Source organism: Dictyobacter aurantiacus (assembly GCF_003967515.1).
Classification (GTDB): domain Bacteria; phylum Chloroflexota; class Ktedonobacteria; order Ktedonobacterales; family Ktedonobacteraceae; genus Dictyobacter; species Dictyobacter aurantiacus.
Genome location: NZ_BIFQ01000001.1, coordinates 1,504,607 through 1,520,595 on the forward strand (window position 1 = coordinate 1,504,607; position 15,989 = coordinate 1,520,595).

Genomic DNA, 15,989 nt, shown 5'->3' on the forward strand with positions numbered 1-15,989 from the left:
ATCTTTTTCTATGCGCCGTCAGGAACCATGAAACTGCATAACGGGCTTGAGATCAGTGATCTTGATCAGGTTGCTTCTCAGTCTCGCGCAGCGTTCCTAGACGGCGCATTTCGGGCCAGCAGAGGGCAACGCAGATTACGACCAGGATGGTACCAATGCCACCGGCGACGACAGAGAGGATAGGAGTGAATAGTTGCGCAGTCAGTCCCGATTCAAAGCCCCCCAGTTCATTTGATGCCCCCACAAAAAGTGAGTTGACCGCCGAGACACGTCCCCTCATCTCGTTGGGCGTCCGGGTCAGCAGCAGCGAGCTGCGAATGACGACGCTCACATCATCCAGGGCTCCCAACAGAAAGAGCATGGCCAGCGAGAGCCAGAACGAGCGCGAGAGTCCGAAGACGATGGTGGCAAGACCAAAGCCGGCCACAGCGATCAGCAGGGTTGGTCCGGCACGCTTGAAGGGCGGGCGATGGGTAAGGATCAGTACCACGCACAGGGCTCCAATCGAGGGGGCCGCGCGCAACCAGCCGAGTCCAGTTGGACCTACATGAAGAATGTCACGCGCAAAGATCGGTAACAGGGTCGTAGCCCCACCCAGCAGAACGGCGAAGAGATCCAGCGTGATCGCCGCCAGCAACACCGGGGTGCGCCGCAGAAAATGCACGCCCTCAAAAACCTCTCTCCAGCTGGTCTCCGCTTTCTCTTTTTGCGCCTCTGCTTTGACGACCTGGTGGCGCGCCTTGATGAAAATCAAGAGAATGACAAAGGTAAAAGCGGCCAGCGCGTTCAGGACGTAGACCAGGGTGGCGCTATGGAAGAGACCGACCAGCGTGCCACCCAGGCCCGGCCCCATTACAGAGGCAAGCTGCCAGGAGCTACTACTCCAGGTGGCGGAGTTCTCAAAGTGCTCCTCAGGGATTGTCTGGGCCGACAGAGCGGAACTGGCTGGATTCAGGAACGCTGTGGCGGTACCGATGACGAACAGGCAGGCATAAATCAGGATAAGCGAACCATGAAAGAGGGAGAAGGCGGCCAGCCCCAGTGAAGCTATGACCAGCACGCTCTGTGAAATAAGCATGATCGCTTTACGGTTCACGCGATCGGCGATATGTCCGGCGGGCAACGATAATAAGATTACTGGAATAATTAAAACCAGTCCAACACCACCCAGGACCAGGGCAGAGTTGGTACGATCGTACAGATCCCATCCTAACGCGACCTCTAGCATCCTTTCACCCATCGAGACGATGAACGATCCAATCAGCAATAAGCGGAAATCACGCGAACGCATGGCGGCGTAAGGATCGTGGATGGGTGGTGGTGGGGCTGAACTAATTTCAGAAGCGGGCGGCGAAGTGTTAGAGAGCGCAAACTCAGACTGCTGATCATCCCTGTTGACAAGACTCACGTATGTACCTCTTTAACTAGCTCACGAGTCCATTGTGGGTTGGTGCATGGGGTGCGCATCCGCGCTCCATGCACCAACCCACAAAACCAGCGCGGTTGCGCAGCGGACGCGCGTGCGGGGGCTATCACCCCTTACAGGTATAGGTTTTTGGGAGCGGGGTCCAGGGGCCGCAGCCCCTGGCGGGGTTTCAGGGGTGTCCCCTGATTTACTCTCACCTTGGGCCGCCGTCAGGCGGCACAGGCGCGCTCAAAGGGCAAGGCCCTTGAAAACCTATACTTGAAAGGGCTATCACCCACCCCCTGGGGTGGCAAAAGTTAGACACATGCAAAAAAATATCTTTACTGGTAACTATACCATATAATCGGCCAGCGATTTGCCCGTCCCAATACGAAAATAAATATTAATGTTTTGTGTCATTAAATACTAGCATAGACCAAAAGATATTATTGCAGCCGTATAAAGGACACATATATGATCCATCCTTTATAACTAAAAGTCCTGATGGCTCCTCTTTCAAAAAGATTATGTTACAATACTCATACATGGAATCATGTGCGACCGTATACGTTGACTATATTCCTCCAGCCTTGTTCTAATAGGTCCGATTCCTGCTCTTTCTTTATCAATTACATGGGCTTTAATGTTTACAGTATTACAGTACTGAGAGAAAAGCCCCTCACTTATAGCGTCGGCAATTTATCTTTACAATGTCACTGGACAATAGAGTTTCTATTGATTCTTATGCATACATCATCAAGACTATATGCAATAAACCATGGAGACACACTTTGGCTTATCGAGAGAGAGGGATACCCCTCTATAAGAAAAGCGTTTAATCGAGAGGTGCGCGGTGTATAGGATCGGTCAGTCAACCCTCTTCCAGGTAATGCAAAGATATCAGCAGAACGGGCGTCTGCGGGCACAGTTACCACCAGGCACACTCGGGCTGGACAATAGCTATGTCTTTGTTGATATGGTCCAGGGCAGCATCGTCTCGTGCTATATCGTCAATGCTCAGGGTCAGCTGCTCACGTCTGGTCGGTCGGCCCTCAATACGATCGCCTACGTCGGTGTATTAGATTGGACGGTGATGCAAGAGTATGTGCAGACCAGTCCACGCCTGCCCGCCGTGCGCACCAATACAACGGGACAGATTCCAGCTATTCCTCAACACGCCGGGCATAACACGGCACAGATTCCAGCTATTCCCCAGTACGCCGGGCATAACGCAGGACCCCATCCCGCTACCAACTTTATCCCCCAGAGAAGTATACCGCTCGATTCAACGCTTCTAACACGCTTTCCACGTCACTTGAAGCGTGTCCTGGTACTGGCAGATGGTACGCGGACTGTGGGAAAGATTGCTTCTATCCTTTCACCACACGAGGATCGTATCCGCGAGGTGCTGCAGATCCTGCGCGACCTTGAGGACATGGGCATCCTGAGCATTAAGCGCTCGTAGCTTTCTCGTTCCTTTCCCCTTTTTGTTACCGACACATCACAATCTCTACCTTTCCTTTTATAGCATATTGCAATTCTTTGTTCTATTTGTTATAGTATATATATTACAAAGTAGCGAAAGGCTTACGCCATGTTTTTGATGATAGAGATCGATAGCGAGAAACCTATCTATATGCAGATTCGCGACCAGATCATTGAGGGGATTGCCAGCGGGCAGTTGCCGGCAGGCACGGGTCTACCATCTATCAGGCAATTGGCCTCCGACTTTGGCATCAATCTGCATACGGTCAATAAAGCCTATGATCTGCTGGAGCGCGAGGGCTTTATTCAGCTCAGGCGTAAGACGGGGGCCGTCATTCAGGTGACGCCTCCTCTATCAACTACCTGGCAGGAGCGGCAGAAGACGCTGCTGGCCGAGGCCTACGCTAAAAATGTTTCTTCTGAAGAGATTTTGCGACAGTGCCATGCCATCTTAAAAGAGTTTGAAGAGGCTGCTTTACAGCATCAAGAGAATAGTAGTAATCCACAGAATTGGAGCTAACAATGGGTACCCTCTATGTACTTATGAGCATCATTTCTCTCGTCCTGGTTGTGTCCGCGTGGTTGTGGACGCGCGTTATGCCTCCTACGCTACCCTTTGGGGTACGTATTCCGCCTGATCGCGTGGATGCACCGATTATCGCGCATGCGCGACGCGACTATCATACCGGTCTGATCGTGATCGCTCTCCTGGTAGGGGCCGCCAGCTGGTTCTTCGCGCAGTATAACTCTTTGATCTATACCAACGTGGCCGGCATCCTGGTGACGACAATATTGATCTACTTCAATTATTATAGCGCGCATAAACGCATCGCGCATGTGAAGGAGGGCGAAGGTTGGTACAACGGTCTGCGCCAGGTGGTCATGGCGGAGGTTGGCACGACGAGATCGGAGGTGGGCCGTCCTTCGTTGCTCTGGTTGCTGCCATCTCTGCTGATCCTGGCCGCGATCATCGCCATCGGTATCGTGCGCTATCCAGCGCTGCCAGCAATGATCCCAACCCACTTTGGAGCCGATGGACAGCCCAATCAGTGGACCGATAAGGCGGTGGCACTGTGGACGCTACCGTTACCTGTGATCCTGGTTAGCGGCCTGCTCTATATCCTGGCCTACTACCTGCCCTATACGCGCCAGCAGATCGATCCGGCCAATCCTGAGGCGGACCATGAGCGCCAGCGCTTGCTGCGCCAGGGCACTAGCAGGCTGCTCCTGGTGATAACGACGATGACCAACCTCATCTTTCTGTTTACTGCTTTGCTGGTATTCGGTGTCCTGCCGCCCAGCAGCTCTGTGACCATTGTGCCTATCGTGACCACGATCACGATTCTGATACTGGTCGGGACCATCGCCTATCTGACACGCCTGATGAGCCGTGCCAGTCAGACTCAGCGCACGCAGGTCAATATCAACAAGCAGTTCGTGGCCCGCGATGATGATCGCTACTGGATTGGTGGCATACTCTATTATAATCCTGAAGATCCGGCCCTATGGGTCGAGAAGCGTATGGGGCTTGGCATGACCATCAACTTTGGCAACCCCACAGGCAAGATCATTACGGTCGCCTTTATCGTCATCATCCTCATCTCATCGCTATTGCCAATCATCCTCGGTCATTAACATGGCCAAAACAAAGACGTATGCATGTAGCGCAATGCTACATGCATACGTCCTTCAAACTAGTCCAGCATCCTTCGAGCTGGTTCTGTTATTACCAGAACGGAGGAGGTGGTGGAATATTCAACGTTACATTACAAGTCCTATACGGATACGATGGGCAGGTCCCCGTCCCGGCCGAGGGCGGTTGGTTACCACCAGAGCTTCCGGAGGAAGGCGGACGGTTGGTGCTTATTCCGGATGAACCTGAAGGCAGGTTGTCATACTTGTGGATGTTCAAACTGGCGTTAACCGTCGTTTGTGAGCCACCAGCTGTGGTTAGCAGTGTGACATCAGTGGCTGACGTATCATTAACCACTGTAATCACATCATTTACGTTTAGAGAAACGATCACTTCTCCATGTGTAAGCTGCGAACCACTGGATTTTCCAAACCTGCTGCCTGGAACCGGTACACCATTGATATCAATGCTGAACTGACTGGCCTCGTTCGTCTGGATGTCCGTCCTGATGCTATAAATGCCAGCATCAGTCACAGTCACACTAGAACCCCTAGCCTCATGCTGGATACCCGAGGAGATCACGCCATTTGTATCGAAAGTTATTGCACTTCCAACTGTTACGGTCTCCTCAGATGTATTGTAAATGTTCGCGTACTCCTGAGTAATCGTCGCGCCAGCCGGGCCCTGGGGACCTGATGGACCCTGTGGGCCAGCCGGGCCTTGCGGGCCTGATGGGCCTTCCGGACCGACCGGGCCCATGTCACCCTGTAGGCCCTGCGGGCCTGATGGCCCTTCTGGTCCTGCTGGGCCAATATCTCCCTGCGGACCTGATGGCCCTTCCGGACCGACCGGGCCCATGTCACCCTGTAGACCCTGCGGGCCTGATGGCCCTTCCGGACCGACCGGGCCCATGTCACCCTGTAGACCCTGCGGACCTGATGGACCTGATGGCCCTTCTGGTCCTGCTGGGCCAATATCTCCCTGCGGACCTGATGGCCCTTCCGGACCGACCGGGCCCATGTCACCCTGTAGACCCTGCGGGCCCTGAGGACCTGATGGGCCTTCTGGTCCTGCTGGGCCAATATCTCCCTGCGGGCCTGATGGGCCTGATGGGCCGACTGGACCCATGTCACCCTGCAGTCCCTGCGGACCCTGCGGGCCTGATGGCCCTTCCGGACCGACTGGGCCAACATCTCCTTGCGGACCTGATGGGCCTTCCGGACCGACTGGACCCATGTCACCCTGTAGGCCCTGCGGACCCTGCGGGCCTGATGGGCCTTCTGGTCCTGCTGGGCCAATATCTCCCTGCGGGCCTGATGGCCCTTCCGGACCGACTGGACCCATGTCACCCTGTAGGCCCTGCGGACCCTGCGGGCCTGATGGCCCTTCCGGACCGACTGGACCCATGTCACCCTGTAGACCCTGCGGGCCCTGAGGACCTGATGGCCCTTCCGGACCGACTGGGCCAACATCTCCTTGCGGACCTGATGGCCCTTCCGGACCGACTGGACCCATGTCACCCTGTAGGCCCTGCGGACCCTGCGGGCCTGATGGGCCTTCTGGTCCTGCTGGGCCAATATCTCCCTGCGGGCCTGATGGCCCTTCCGGACCGACTGGACCCATGTCACCCTGTAGGCCCTGCGGACCCTGCGGGCCTGATGGCCCTTCCGGACCGACCGGGCCCATGTCACCCTGTAGGCCCTGCGGGCCTGATGGGCCTTCTGGTCCTGCTGGGCCAATATCTCCCTGCGGACCTGATGGACCCTCTGGACCAACCGGGCCCATGTCACCCTGTAGGCCCTGCGGACCCTGCGGACCTGATGGCCCTTCTGGTCCTGCTGGGCCAACATCTCCTTGCGGACCTGATGGCCCTTCTGGACCGACTGGACCCATGTCACCCTGTAGACCCTGCGAACCTGATGGCCCTTCTGGACCGGCTGGTCCGGTGGAACCAGCTGGTCCAATAGGACCCTGAGGTCCTGTAGGACCGGGATTGCCTTGTGGACCTGTGGGACCTGTAGATCCTTGCGGTCCTAGCGGTCCCTGTGGGCCTTGTGGACCCTGGGGACCCTGAGGTCCTTGTGGGCCTTGCGGGCCCGGAGGTCCCTGTGTTCCCCAGGGGCAGCAACAGCAACATCCACCTTGTGTGGGATTTGAGGAGCTTTGTAGTCCTGATGGTGTTGACTGTACTACGGGAGTTGCTGCTCGAATGAGATTTTTGCTCAAGCTGGTCTTAGCCTGAACAGGCGTACAAGTACATAGGGCTTTTTTGTCTGTTTTTACAGGATTTCCTGTTTTTACAGAATTACTAATAGGGGGTTGATTTACCGATGGGCTAGACGTAGCGCGAGTGAGGGAATGCTCATGGCTGCTTTGCAATGCCTTCACCGCACTTGCATGGGTGCCAGTCACAGACAGCGTGAACAGGATAATGGCGGCCACAAATGTGCCGCCCAGGCGCCTGCGCATGCTGGGACATTTGCGTGGAAGCCAGTGGTGGCGGTCCACCTTTTCCATAGATGCTATTCCTTCCTTGATGAAGCATTGATCGCACGTGAACAATCAACGCCTGCCGAACGGAATACAAACAGATAAGAGGTTTTAATAAGATTTTTCAGCATTCAGATAATTAGCCTACTAAAAGCTTTACCTCCTCTATTAAATATAATTAGTTCACCAAATGGATATTTTATATAAATAACTTTATATGCATATAATACCAACAAAATTTTGTATTTTAAGTAGAACAATAAGGTATTCATAAGATCTAAAAGCAACTTTTCCTTTTATCGTGCATACAGAACTTTATTATCAGAAGAAAAAGGGCGTATGTGTGTATGGTGTTACACACATACGCCCTCGCGGTACCCTGATTATCTGGCATCATAGTTACCAGTATCCTACTTTGCCAGGCAATCAGTCATTTTCCCTCTGCAGAGTCATGGATGCGTTGACCGCGGCCTCCGTACCACCCGGATTAACCTGAAGTTGAACAGCATCCAGCGATGCATGGTTGACAAGAGTAACCACATCGCCTGCTTGCAGGCTAACGAACGATGCACCATGCGTTATCGATGTGCCAGAGAAAGAGCCAAATGTAGTACCTGGGACAAGCGCGCCATTGACATAGATGGAGAACTGGCTGGGTTGTGCCGTCTGGACATTCACCTCTATTTTGTAGACGCCAGGTGTCTGTATGACCACATCAGAACTTCCTGGAGTATGAGTAATCCCTGAAGTTATGATTCCATTCTGGTCATAAGATACGGCACCCTCCAATGGTATCGTTTGCGCGGTGGTGCTATACACTTCACCATATACATCCGATACCGCTGTTCCAGGAGGTCCAGATGGGCCTTCCGGTCCTGACGGGCCTTGGGGACCGGTATCTCCCTGTGGGCCTGGTGGGCCTGATGGGCCTTCTGGGCCCATTTCACCTGGCAGCCCTTGTGGGCCAGTATCTCCCTGTGGGCCTGATGGACCTGATGGGCCTTCCGGTCCTTGTGGGCCGACATCACCTTGTGGTCCCGATGGACCTACGTCACCTTGTGGTCCCGATGGACCTACGTCACCTTGTGGTCCTGATGGACCTACGTCACCTTGTGGTCCTGATGGACCTACGTCACCCGGTAGCCCTTGGGGACCGGTATCTCCCTGTGGGCCTGATGGACCGGACGGGCCTTCTGGACCAGCCGGGCCCATATCACCCTGTAGACCCTGGGGGCCTGATGGACCTGATGGCCCTTCTGGGCCAGCCGGGCCCATATCACCCTGTAAACCCTGGGGGCCTGATGGACCGGTGAAACCCCGAGGTCCTCTAGGTCCAGAGGGACCTCTTGGACCAACAGGGCCTCTTGCTCCAGTTGGTCCGGTGAGCCCCTGGATTCCCTGAGGACCCGCAGGACCTTGTGGTCCCTGGAGACCCTGCGGTCCAACCGGACCAACAGCTCCAGCAGGGCCAGCAGGTCCTGCTGGCCCTGCTGGACCAAGGGGACCTTGTGGTCCTGGAGGTCCCGATGGCCCTGAGGGCCCGGATGGTCCCGATGGCCCTATCTGCTCCACATAATCCGGACTTGAGGTGTGATGTTTGACCCCGGAAGCACCACTATGGAGATCCACATTTGCTTGTACGAAGCCGGAGACGTGTTGAGGATCTACCAGTGTAGAAACCATGGTGTGGGTGCGAGCATGTTCATAGCTGTGGTCTGATGTCCTTGTCGCATCTGCATGGGCGCCCATCATGGGTAGTGTAAACAGGGCTCCGGCCATGAGAAACGAACTGGCCAGGTGTATGCCAATGCGGGGACATTTGTATGGGGACCTGCGGTGGCGATCCACCTTTTTCATAGATGCTATTCCTTCCTTGATGAAGCATTGATCGCACATGAACAATCAATACTTGCCGAACGGAATACAAACAGATGAGAGGCTTTAATGATTTTTCAGCATAAGATAACATACTGTTAAAAGCTCCACCTCCTATATAAAATATACATATTATGAAAAGAGAGTGTTTTAGATTTATATGAAATTTCTATGGTATAAGTCATTTAACGAGATCTATTTAATTTAAAAATTTTTTGGCTAAAGAAAAGACTGAAAAGCAAAAATATGCTGAGGATGATATACCCCCAAGTGGGCTAGCCCATTTGACTCGAACCAATATACAACTTATTCGATCTATGGGCCTGTATAAAGCAATTAGAATGGCATATCAGTGTCATGCTCACCGGGAGACCCTTCGACTAAAATGGGAGACCCATTACCAGCCAGGGCGTTTCTTAACCGTTCGTACACCTTGCGCAAATGAAGACCCGTCAAAAAAATGGGAGACCCGTCGGCTAATTTGGGAGACCTGAACTTTTCGCAATGGGAGACCCGTCGGCTAATTTGGGAGACCTGACTTTTCAAAAGGAGACCCGTCGCTTAAATGGGGGACCTATCGGGCAGTTCTTTGCCATCAAAAAGGAGGTTTTTCGAGCTCAATGGGAGACCCGTCGCATGAAATGGGAGACCTGAAGACCCGGATGGGAGACTTGAGTCTCCTTCCCTATCGATATCGATATCGTAATATATATTTAATTATTATATTTTTATTAACTTTAGCGATTACGATAATCGATAACCGTTACCCCGCCGCTAGCTTCTCAACCACAAAAAAAATATTATGTCGCTATCTGCTGCTTATTTTGCAGCTATTGACTTTCCAGTCTTCTCGTGCTATCCTACCACCAGATCACGCGGCACCATCACTCGATCGTCCGACACTTGCAGCAAGGATGAGTCCGCTTCGCTGAAGAAATATTTCTCCACATTTCCCTCTTTGGTTTGTTTTTCAATGACGTGCTATAATACTACAGGCGCTGCTTTGGCTTCGGCTTCTCTACCACCGCAGTATGTCGCCCCATTCGGTCATACCTCTGCTATCTCTAGAAATACTTATGTTGCTGGTCCCTTTGGGTGTGACTGCTATGCGGCCCGGTGGCTAGATCGAGAGTTGTCAACGGTGGTATGGATATGCGGAGGATCAGAAACAAGCTGTGTGATCCTGCTGTTCTCTCTCCCTCTCCATCTCCCAGCCCACACCGTCTGGCTCATAGATGAGTATATTCTACTATGGTCGCATGGTCTCTTTCGATATAATAATCAGTGATACTTCTGGTGAGTTGAATGGATATAACTTTTACTGATAATGCGTATAACACAAAACATGCGGGGTCCCCTCTCTACGACCGAGACCATTTGCTAACGACGTTCCAACAGGCCAGGGAGCGCGCGAGCCAGCTAGAACGTCAGATTCTGGTCAGCATTACCCTTCCCATGACCGCCCACGATCCACAGGTGGTGTTTCGCATGTTCCAGCATCTTGACCTGGGCAATCGCTTCTTCTGGGCGCGCGCGGCCGATAAGCGAGCACTGGTCGGTATTGGAGAGGCAACAGTGATTGAAACGGCCGGTCCCGAACGGGTAACGACGGCGGCCACCGCCTGGCGCGAGCTACGCCAGCACGCGATTATCGAGAAAATTTCGTCCGATCTGCCTCCCTATACCTCGGGCCCTGTGCTGCTGGGCGGCTTTATGTTTGACACCCTGACACCCCATACCGATCTATGGGAAGGTTTCCCGGATGGCCTGCTGATCCTCCCCCACTTGCTCTTCCATGCTGATGAAGATAAAGCTGCCCTGACCATCAATGCGTTGATCGACGCGGACGATGACGTTGAGCAGCGTACCGATAGGGTAGTGGAAACGGTACGCTGCCTGGCCCAGGCTCTGCAAAGCGGAATCGATCAGCCTGTGGAAGAGGCGGCGCAGCGGTCCGGCGAGATGAGGACACAGGATATACTGCCGGCCGAGCGGTGGAAAGAACAGGTGGCGCAGGCGGTAAAGAAGATCCGCGCGGGCGCCTTTGAGAAGGTGGTACTGGCCCGTGGCGTGCAAGTGGAGCAGGAAGAGAAGTTTGATATCGATGGCACGCTGCGACGCCTGAGCCAATCCTATCCCAGCGCCTATGTGTTCGCCATCCAGCGGGGCACGCGCTACTTTATGGGCGCGACCCCCGAGCGGCTGGTATGCAGCGAGGATGGAGAGATTCAGACGATGGCGCTGGCCGGTTCAGCTCCACGCGGGACTTCCGAGGAAGAGGATCGCCGCTTTGGTGAGGAACTGCTCAAGAGCGAGAAGAATCAGGGTGAGCATAATTTTGTGGTGACAACGATCCGCGATGCCCTCTCTTCCCTCTGTTCGCGCGTCTGGGTAGCAGATGCTCCACGCCTGCTGAAGCTCAAAAATATCCAGCACCTGGAGACGCCGATCATGGGGAATCTGAAGCCGGGACACAGCATCCTGGAGGCTATCGAGGATCTCCACCCGACTCCGGCGGTCGGTGGCTATCCACGCCTGCCAGCGCTGGACGCCATTCGTGAAGATGAGCAGTTGGATCGCGGCTGGTACGCGGGCCCGATCGGGTGGATCGGGACCGGCGGTAATGGCGAGTTCGCGGTGGCGCTACGCTCAGGGTTGGTCGATGGCAAGCGGGCCACGCTCTTCGCGGGCTGTGGTATCGTGGCCGATTCCGATCCCGAGAGCGAGTATCAGGAGTCTTGCCTGAAGCTGCAGGTAATGCTACGTGGTCTCGGAGGAGAATTGTGAGAAAGTTCTATGGTACAGCTACAAACAAGTAGCGATCCGCTCCTGGCAGCGAATCCTACGTATGCTTATGTCAATGCATTTATCGACGAATTACAGCGTTCGGGGGTCCACAATATTGTGATCTGCCCGGGCTCGCGCTCTACACCGCTGGCGATGGCGATCGCGGCCCATCCTTCTCTCAAGGCCTGGATGCATGTGGATGAGCGCTCGGCGGCCTTCTTCGCGCTGGGCATGGCAAAACAATTAAAGCGTCCGGTGGGGCTGGTCTGCACCTCGGGAACGGCGGCGGCCAACTTTCTGCCGGCCATCGCCGAGGCGAAGTTGACCCACGTACCACTGCTGGTCCTGACCGCCGATCGTCCTCATGAGCTACGCGAGACCGGCGCTCCGCAGGCCATCGATCAGAATCGCCTCTATGGGACGCACGTCAAGTGGTTCGTTGAGGTGGCCCTGCCTGAGGCCAGCAACGAGGCGCTACGCTATATCCGTACGCTGGCCGACAGGGTCGCGGCGCTGGCCAGCGCGGTACCAGCCGGACCGGTCCATCTCAATCTGCCGTTCCGCGAGCCGCTGACACCCGCCGCCCTGCCCGATCAGCCCCTGCCACCCGTTGAGAAGCGCGATCCCATCCTCTGGCAGGGCCGGCCCGACAACGCACCCTATATCCGTGTCAACGATGCCCTCCCGGGTGGTATCCCGGCCGCAGAGATGGAGCGAATCGCCGAGCAAGCCAGTTCCATCTCCCATGGACTGATCGTGGTCGGACCATCATTTGATCCCTCTCTGACGCAGCCTCTGCTTGCACTGGCGCGCATCCTGCGCTATCCGATCCTGGCCGATCCACTGTCGCAGCTGCGCGGTGGCGCGCACGAGCAGGATCTGATCATCAGCAGCTATGACGCCTTCCTGCGCCTTGAGTCCTTTACGCGGCGCTTCGTACCAGAGCTGATCATCCGCTTCGGCGCGATGCCGGTCGCCAAACCGTTCCTGCTCTATCTGAAGCGCTATGCCGACTGTCCTCAGATCATCGTCGATGGACTGGGGGAGTGGAACGAGCCGACGCAACTGGCCTCGCAACTGATTCATACCCATCCGGCTACCTTCTGCGCAGAGCTAACAGCGCTCCTGGCACAGCGGAAACAGGATCGCCCGGTACATGACGATAGCTGGCTATCGAGCTGGCTGCGCACCGATCGCGTGACGCGCCAGACCCTGCGGGCCGCCATCCAGGATTTCCAGGCCCCCTTTGAGGGACGCGTCTTTACCGAGCTGGCCGATCTGCTGCCCGAGGACTCAACCCTCTTCGCCGGCAACAGCATGCCGATCCGCGATATGGATACATTCTACTGGGGCGGCCCACAGAGCGTCGCCACGCTTGGCAATCGTGGCGCCAACGGCATCGACGGCGTCATCTCCAGCGCCCTGGGGGTTAGTGCGGGCAAACAATCCTCTACCCCCACGGTACTGGTCATCGGCGATCTGTCCTTCTTCCACGATCTCAACGGATTGCTGGCGGCGCGATTACACCAATTGGACCTGGTGATCATCTTAATCAATAATGATGGTGGTGGCATCTTCTCATTCCTACCACAGGCCGCCTATCCAGATCACTTTGAACAGTTGTTTGGTACCCCGACCGGGCTCGACTTTCAGCCGGTCGTACAGATGTATGGGGGGACCTATCAGCGGCCAGCGGACTGGAGCGCCTTCCGCCAGGCCTTTCAGCATGGCATCGCCGCGCGTGGGCTGCATGTGATTGAGCTGCGCACCGAGCGCGCCAGCAATGTAGCTATGCATCGCCAGCTATGGCAGGCGGTCGAAAGTGCGCTCCGTAATCAGGAGGACTAAGCAAACAATGGGAATGCAACGCCCCGATCTTCAAGTAGCTGGTGTGCAGCAGATTGAGGTCAATGGAATACATATGGGTTGCCTCCAGATGGACCGGCACGAGGGTGAAGGCTCCGGGCAACCGACGGTGGTCTTTATCCATGGTTTCACCGGGTGCGCGACCAACTGGGGCCTCCTGCTAAAACATTTAGCCGAGCGCGGCATGCATGTCATCTCCCTGGAGATGCTCGGGCATGGCTGTTCCAGTGTGCCCGATGACCCCCATCGTTATTCCATAGAGCATTGTCAGGAAGATATTGTGGCAGCCCTGCGCACCCTTGGAATCGGCGCGGAACAGGCGGTCCTGGTTGGCTACTCAATGGGTGGCCGCATCGCCCTCTATACGGCTCTCTCGGGCTATTTCAGGGCCTTGCTGCTGGAAAGTGCATCACCAGGACTATCCTCCCCTGAGGAACGCGAGCAGCGCCGTCGTAGCGACGAGGCGCTCGCCAATTGCATCGAAGATTATGGGATCGAGGCGTTTGTGAATTATTGGGAGCGTCGCCCGATCTTCGCCACCCAGGGGAAACTGCCATACAGGGTACGCGAGGCCCTGCGTCAACAGCGCCTGCGCAATAGTCCACGTGGATTGGCCAATAGCCTGCGCGGTGTAGGTACCGGCGCGCAGCCGGCCATCCACGATCGCCTGGGGACCATTACGGTCCCGGTCCTCCTGCTTACCGGTGAGGAGGATCAAAAGTTCTGCGCCGTCGCTCGCGATATGGTCGAGCGCTTTCCCCAGGCCCGGCACCACATCGTCCCGGGCGCCGGTCATACCATACACATGGAGCAACCCGAGGAATTCGAGCAGCTTGTCTACACATTCTGTCGCTCTGTGCCATAATAGGAGAGAAGATAAATTTAGAATTAAGGAGACTATGATCATGTCAGTTGAATGGCAAAAAGTTCGTGATTATCAAGATATTATTTTTGAAAAGGCCGAGGGGATGGGCAAAATCACCATCAATCGTCCTGAGGTGCGCAACGCATTTCGCCCGGAAACGCTGGATGAGCTGATCGATGCCTTCATCCTCTGCCGCGAGGACGCGGAGATCGGCGTGGTTATCTTCACAGGCCAGGGTGAGAAGGCATTCTGTTCCGGTGGTGACCAGCGCGTACGTGGCGAGGGCGGCTATGTCGGCGGCGACGGCGTGCCTCGTCTGAATGCCCTTGAGCTGCAGAAGGTAATCAAATACCTGCCCAAACCCGTTATCGCCATGGTCGCGGGCTACGCGATCGGCGGCGGCCACGTCCTGCAACTGCTCTGCGACCTGACGATCGCGGCCGACAACGCTCGCTTCGGTCAGACCGGTCCCCGCGTGGGCAGCTTCGACGCTGGTTGGGGCGCCACCTACATGGCCCGCGTGGTTGGTCATAAAAAAGCCCGCGAGATCTGGTACCTCTGCCGCCAGTACGACGCCCAGCAGGCGCTGGATATGGGACTGATTAACACCGTCGTCCCCCTGGACCAGCTGGAAGAAGAGACCGTGAAATGGGCCAAAGAGATCCTGGAGAAGAGCCCGATCGCTATCCGCTTCCTGAAGTCCGCCTTCAATGCCGATACCGATGGCCTGGCAGGTATCCAGGAGCTGGCCGGCAACGCTACCATGCTCTTCTACATGACCGAAGAAGGCAAAGAAGGCAAGAATGCCTTCCTGGAGAAGCGCAAACCCGACTTCTCAAAATTCCCACGCCTCCCATAATAAGGCAAAACGAAGGGGCAAGCGAGCGCTTGCCCCTTTACCCAACAGTGGATCAGTGATGGAAGTAGAGGAAGATACAATAACACAGGCCCAGAAATCCCAGCAACATAAGCGAAGCGCCCAACAACACCCCCAGCAATCTTTGAATATTAAGTGGCTGAATGGTGGGTCGCTGGGGAACGACTCCTGGCCTCCTGTGCGGTGGCATATTTCGCATACAATCTACCTCCTACTTTCCAACATCTCTCTCTTTGTTATATAACGAACACAACTCAATACATTATCATGACAATGTAAGCCAATTGCGCACCCATAACGTCATCGGGGGAAAGAGATCCCGTAGGTTCGGCCCTTGCGGCCAATTTCTCCTCAACCGATTGATTACGCTTCTTAAAATGTGTCTGACTTCCGTCATGTTGGGGGTGCATGCGCGCCCCCGCACTCGCGTCCGCTACGCGGCCGCACCGGTTTTATGAGTTGGTGCAGCTGGCGCGCCTCCGCGCGCCAGCTGCACCAACTCATAAAGGAATTCTGAGCACCGGAGGCGCGAAAACCCATGCAGGCCGCAGGCCATCAGCATGAGAGTCAGACACGTTCTTAAACATATAATATTCGTCGGTATTATTGTGCACGGAGAGGCAATCGGCCGCAAGGGCCAATACGTTCAACATACCACGCTGGCGCCTTTTTGAGAGGGAAGGTGGTCCCGTTGGTGGGAATGTTC

General features: G+C 55.3%; 13 protein-coding genes. 9 read left to right on the plus strand and 4 right to left on the minus strand.

Annotation, left to right across the window (positions count from 1 at the left end; all coding sequences use genetic code 11):
• Positions 1 to 52: 52 nt before the first annotated feature.
• On the minus strand, positions 53 to 1,408 hold the full coding sequence (locus tag KTT_RS06095) for an MFS transporter (protein ID WP_235845616.1): 1,356 nt from the start codon (positions 1,406 to 1,408) through the stop codon (positions 53 to 55).
• 850 nt (positions 1,409 to 2,258) lie between these two features.
• On the opposite strand from KTT_RS06095, the gene KTT_RS06100 reads away from it, so the two are divergent.
• The 3 genes from KTT_RS06100 (at position 2,259) to KTT_RS06110 (ending at position 4,525) form a co-directional block, all read left to right on the plus strand.
• A complete protein-coding gene (locus tag KTT_RS06100; RefSeq protein ID WP_126595129.1) occupies positions 2,259 to 2,870 on the plus strand; it encodes a hypothetical protein in 612 nt (203 codons plus the stop codon).
• A gap of 129 nt (positions 2,871 to 2,999) precedes the next feature.
• Complete coding sequence (locus tag KTT_RS06105; protein WP_126595130.1) at positions 3,000 to 3,410, plus strand: GntR family transcriptional regulator; 411 nt, start codon at positions 3,000 to 3,002, stop codon at positions 3,408 to 3,410.
• 2 nt (positions 3,411 to 3,412) lie between these two features.
• Entirely contained in the window at positions 3,413 to 4,525 is a 1,113-nt protein-coding gene (locus KTT_RS06110) for a DUF1648 domain-containing protein (protein WP_126595131.1), read from the plus strand.
• A 91-nt stretch (positions 4,526 to 4,616) separates the two neighbouring features.
• On the opposite strand, the gene KTT_RS37505 is transcribed toward KTT_RS06110, so the two are convergent.
• A complete protein-coding gene (locus KTT_RS37505) occupies positions 4,617 to 7,040 on the minus strand; it encodes a BclA C-terminal domain-containing protein (protein WP_167838168.1) in 2,424 nt (807 codons plus the stop codon).
• A 399-nt stretch (positions 7,041 to 7,439) separates the two neighbouring features.
• The gene (locus KTT_RS37005) at positions 7,440 to 7,727 is read right to left on the minus strand and encodes a hypothetical protein (protein WP_503826466.1); all 288 of its coding nucleotides are present in this window, start codon (positions 7,725 to 7,727) and stop codon (positions 7,440 to 7,442) included.
• A gap of 74 nt (positions 7,728 to 7,801) precedes the next feature.
• Here KTT_RS37005 and KTT_RS37390 point away from each other — a divergent pair, with 74 nt between their 5' ends.
• The 6 genes from KTT_RS37390 (at position 7,802) to menB (ending at position 15,265) form a co-directional block, all read left to right on the plus strand.
• Positions 7,802 to 8,326: a hypothetical protein gene (locus KTT_RS37390; protein WP_268904541.1), complete on the plus strand. Its 525-nt coding sequence runs from the start codon at positions 7,802 to 7,804 to the stop codon at positions 8,324 to 8,326.
• 105 nt (positions 8,327 to 8,431) lie between these two features.
• The gene (locus KTT_RS37015) at positions 8,432 to 8,614 is read left to right on the plus strand and encodes a hypothetical protein (protein ID WP_235845857.1); all 183 of its coding nucleotides are present in this window, start codon (positions 8,432 to 8,434) and stop codon (positions 8,612 to 8,614) included.
• 1,579 nt (positions 8,615 to 10,193) lie between these two features.
• A complete protein-coding gene (locus tag KTT_RS06125) occupies positions 10,194 to 11,675 on the plus strand; it encodes an isochorismate synthase (RefSeq protein ID WP_126595132.1) in 1,482 nt (493 codons plus the stop codon).
• 9 nt (positions 11,676 to 11,684) lie between these two features.
• Complete coding sequence (gene menD, locus KTT_RS06130; protein ID WP_126595133.1) at positions 11,685 to 13,523, plus strand: 2-succinyl-5-enolpyruvyl-6-hydroxy-3-cyclohexene-1-carboxylic-acid synthase; 1,839 nt, start codon at positions 11,685 to 11,687, stop codon at positions 13,521 to 13,523.
• A gap of 7 nt (positions 13,524 to 13,530) precedes the next feature.
• Complete coding sequence (gene menH, locus KTT_RS06135; RefSeq protein ID WP_218030841.1) at positions 13,531 to 14,406, plus strand: 2-succinyl-6-hydroxy-2,4-cyclohexadiene-1-carboxylate synthase; 876 nt, start codon at positions 13,531 to 13,533, stop codon at positions 14,404 to 14,406.
• Between the two features lie 40 nt (positions 14,407 to 14,446).
• Positions 14,447 to 15,265, plus strand: a complete 819-nt coding sequence (gene menB / locus KTT_RS06140) for a 1,4-dihydroxy-2-naphthoyl-CoA synthase (RefSeq protein ID WP_126595134.1) — start codon at positions 14,447 to 14,449, stop codon at positions 15,263 to 15,265.
• A gap of 52 nt (positions 15,266 to 15,317) precedes the next feature.
• Here menB and KTT_RS36080 read toward each other — a convergent pair whose 3' ends face one another.
• On the minus strand, positions 15,318 to 15,482 hold the full coding sequence (locus KTT_RS36080) for a hypothetical protein (protein ID WP_160145677.1): 165 nt from the start codon (positions 15,480 to 15,482) through the stop codon (positions 15,318 to 15,320).
• Between the last annotated feature and the right edge of the window lie 507 nt (positions 15,483 to 15,989).

Coding starts and splice junctions, on each gene's coding strand:
- KTT_RS06105 (WP_126595130.1), top strand. CDS start 3,000: ATGTTTTTGATGATAGAGATCGATAGCGAGAAACCTATCTATATGCAG.
- KTT_RS06110 (WP_126595131.1), top strand. CDS start 3,413: ATGGGTACCCTCTATGTACTTATGAGCATCATTTCTCTCGTCCTGGTT.
- KTT_RS37505 (WP_167838168.1), bottom strand. CDS start 7,040: ATGGAAAAGGTGGACCGCCACCACTGGCTTCCACGCAAATGTCCCAGC.
- KTT_RS37390 (WP_268904541.1), top strand. CDS start 7,802: ATGGTATCGTTTGCGCGGTGGTGCTATACACTTCACCATATACATCCG.
- KTT_RS06125 (WP_126595132.1), top strand. CDS start 10,194: ATGGATATAACTTTTACTGATAATGCGTATAACACAAAACATGCGGGG.
- menD (WP_126595133.1), top strand. CDS start 11,685: ATGGTACAGCTACAAACAAGTAGCGATCCGCTCCTGGCAGCGAATCCT.
- menH (WP_218030841.1), top strand. CDS start 13,531: ATGGGAATGCAACGCCCCGATCTTCAAGTAGCTGGTGTGCAGCAGATT.
- menB (WP_126595134.1), top strand. CDS start 14,447: ATGTCAGTTGAATGGCAAAAAGTTCGTGATTATCAAGATATTATTTTT.
- KTT_RS36080 (WP_160145677.1), bottom strand. CDS start 15,482: ATGCGAAATATGCCACCGCACAGGAGGCCAGGAGTCGTTCCCCAGCGA.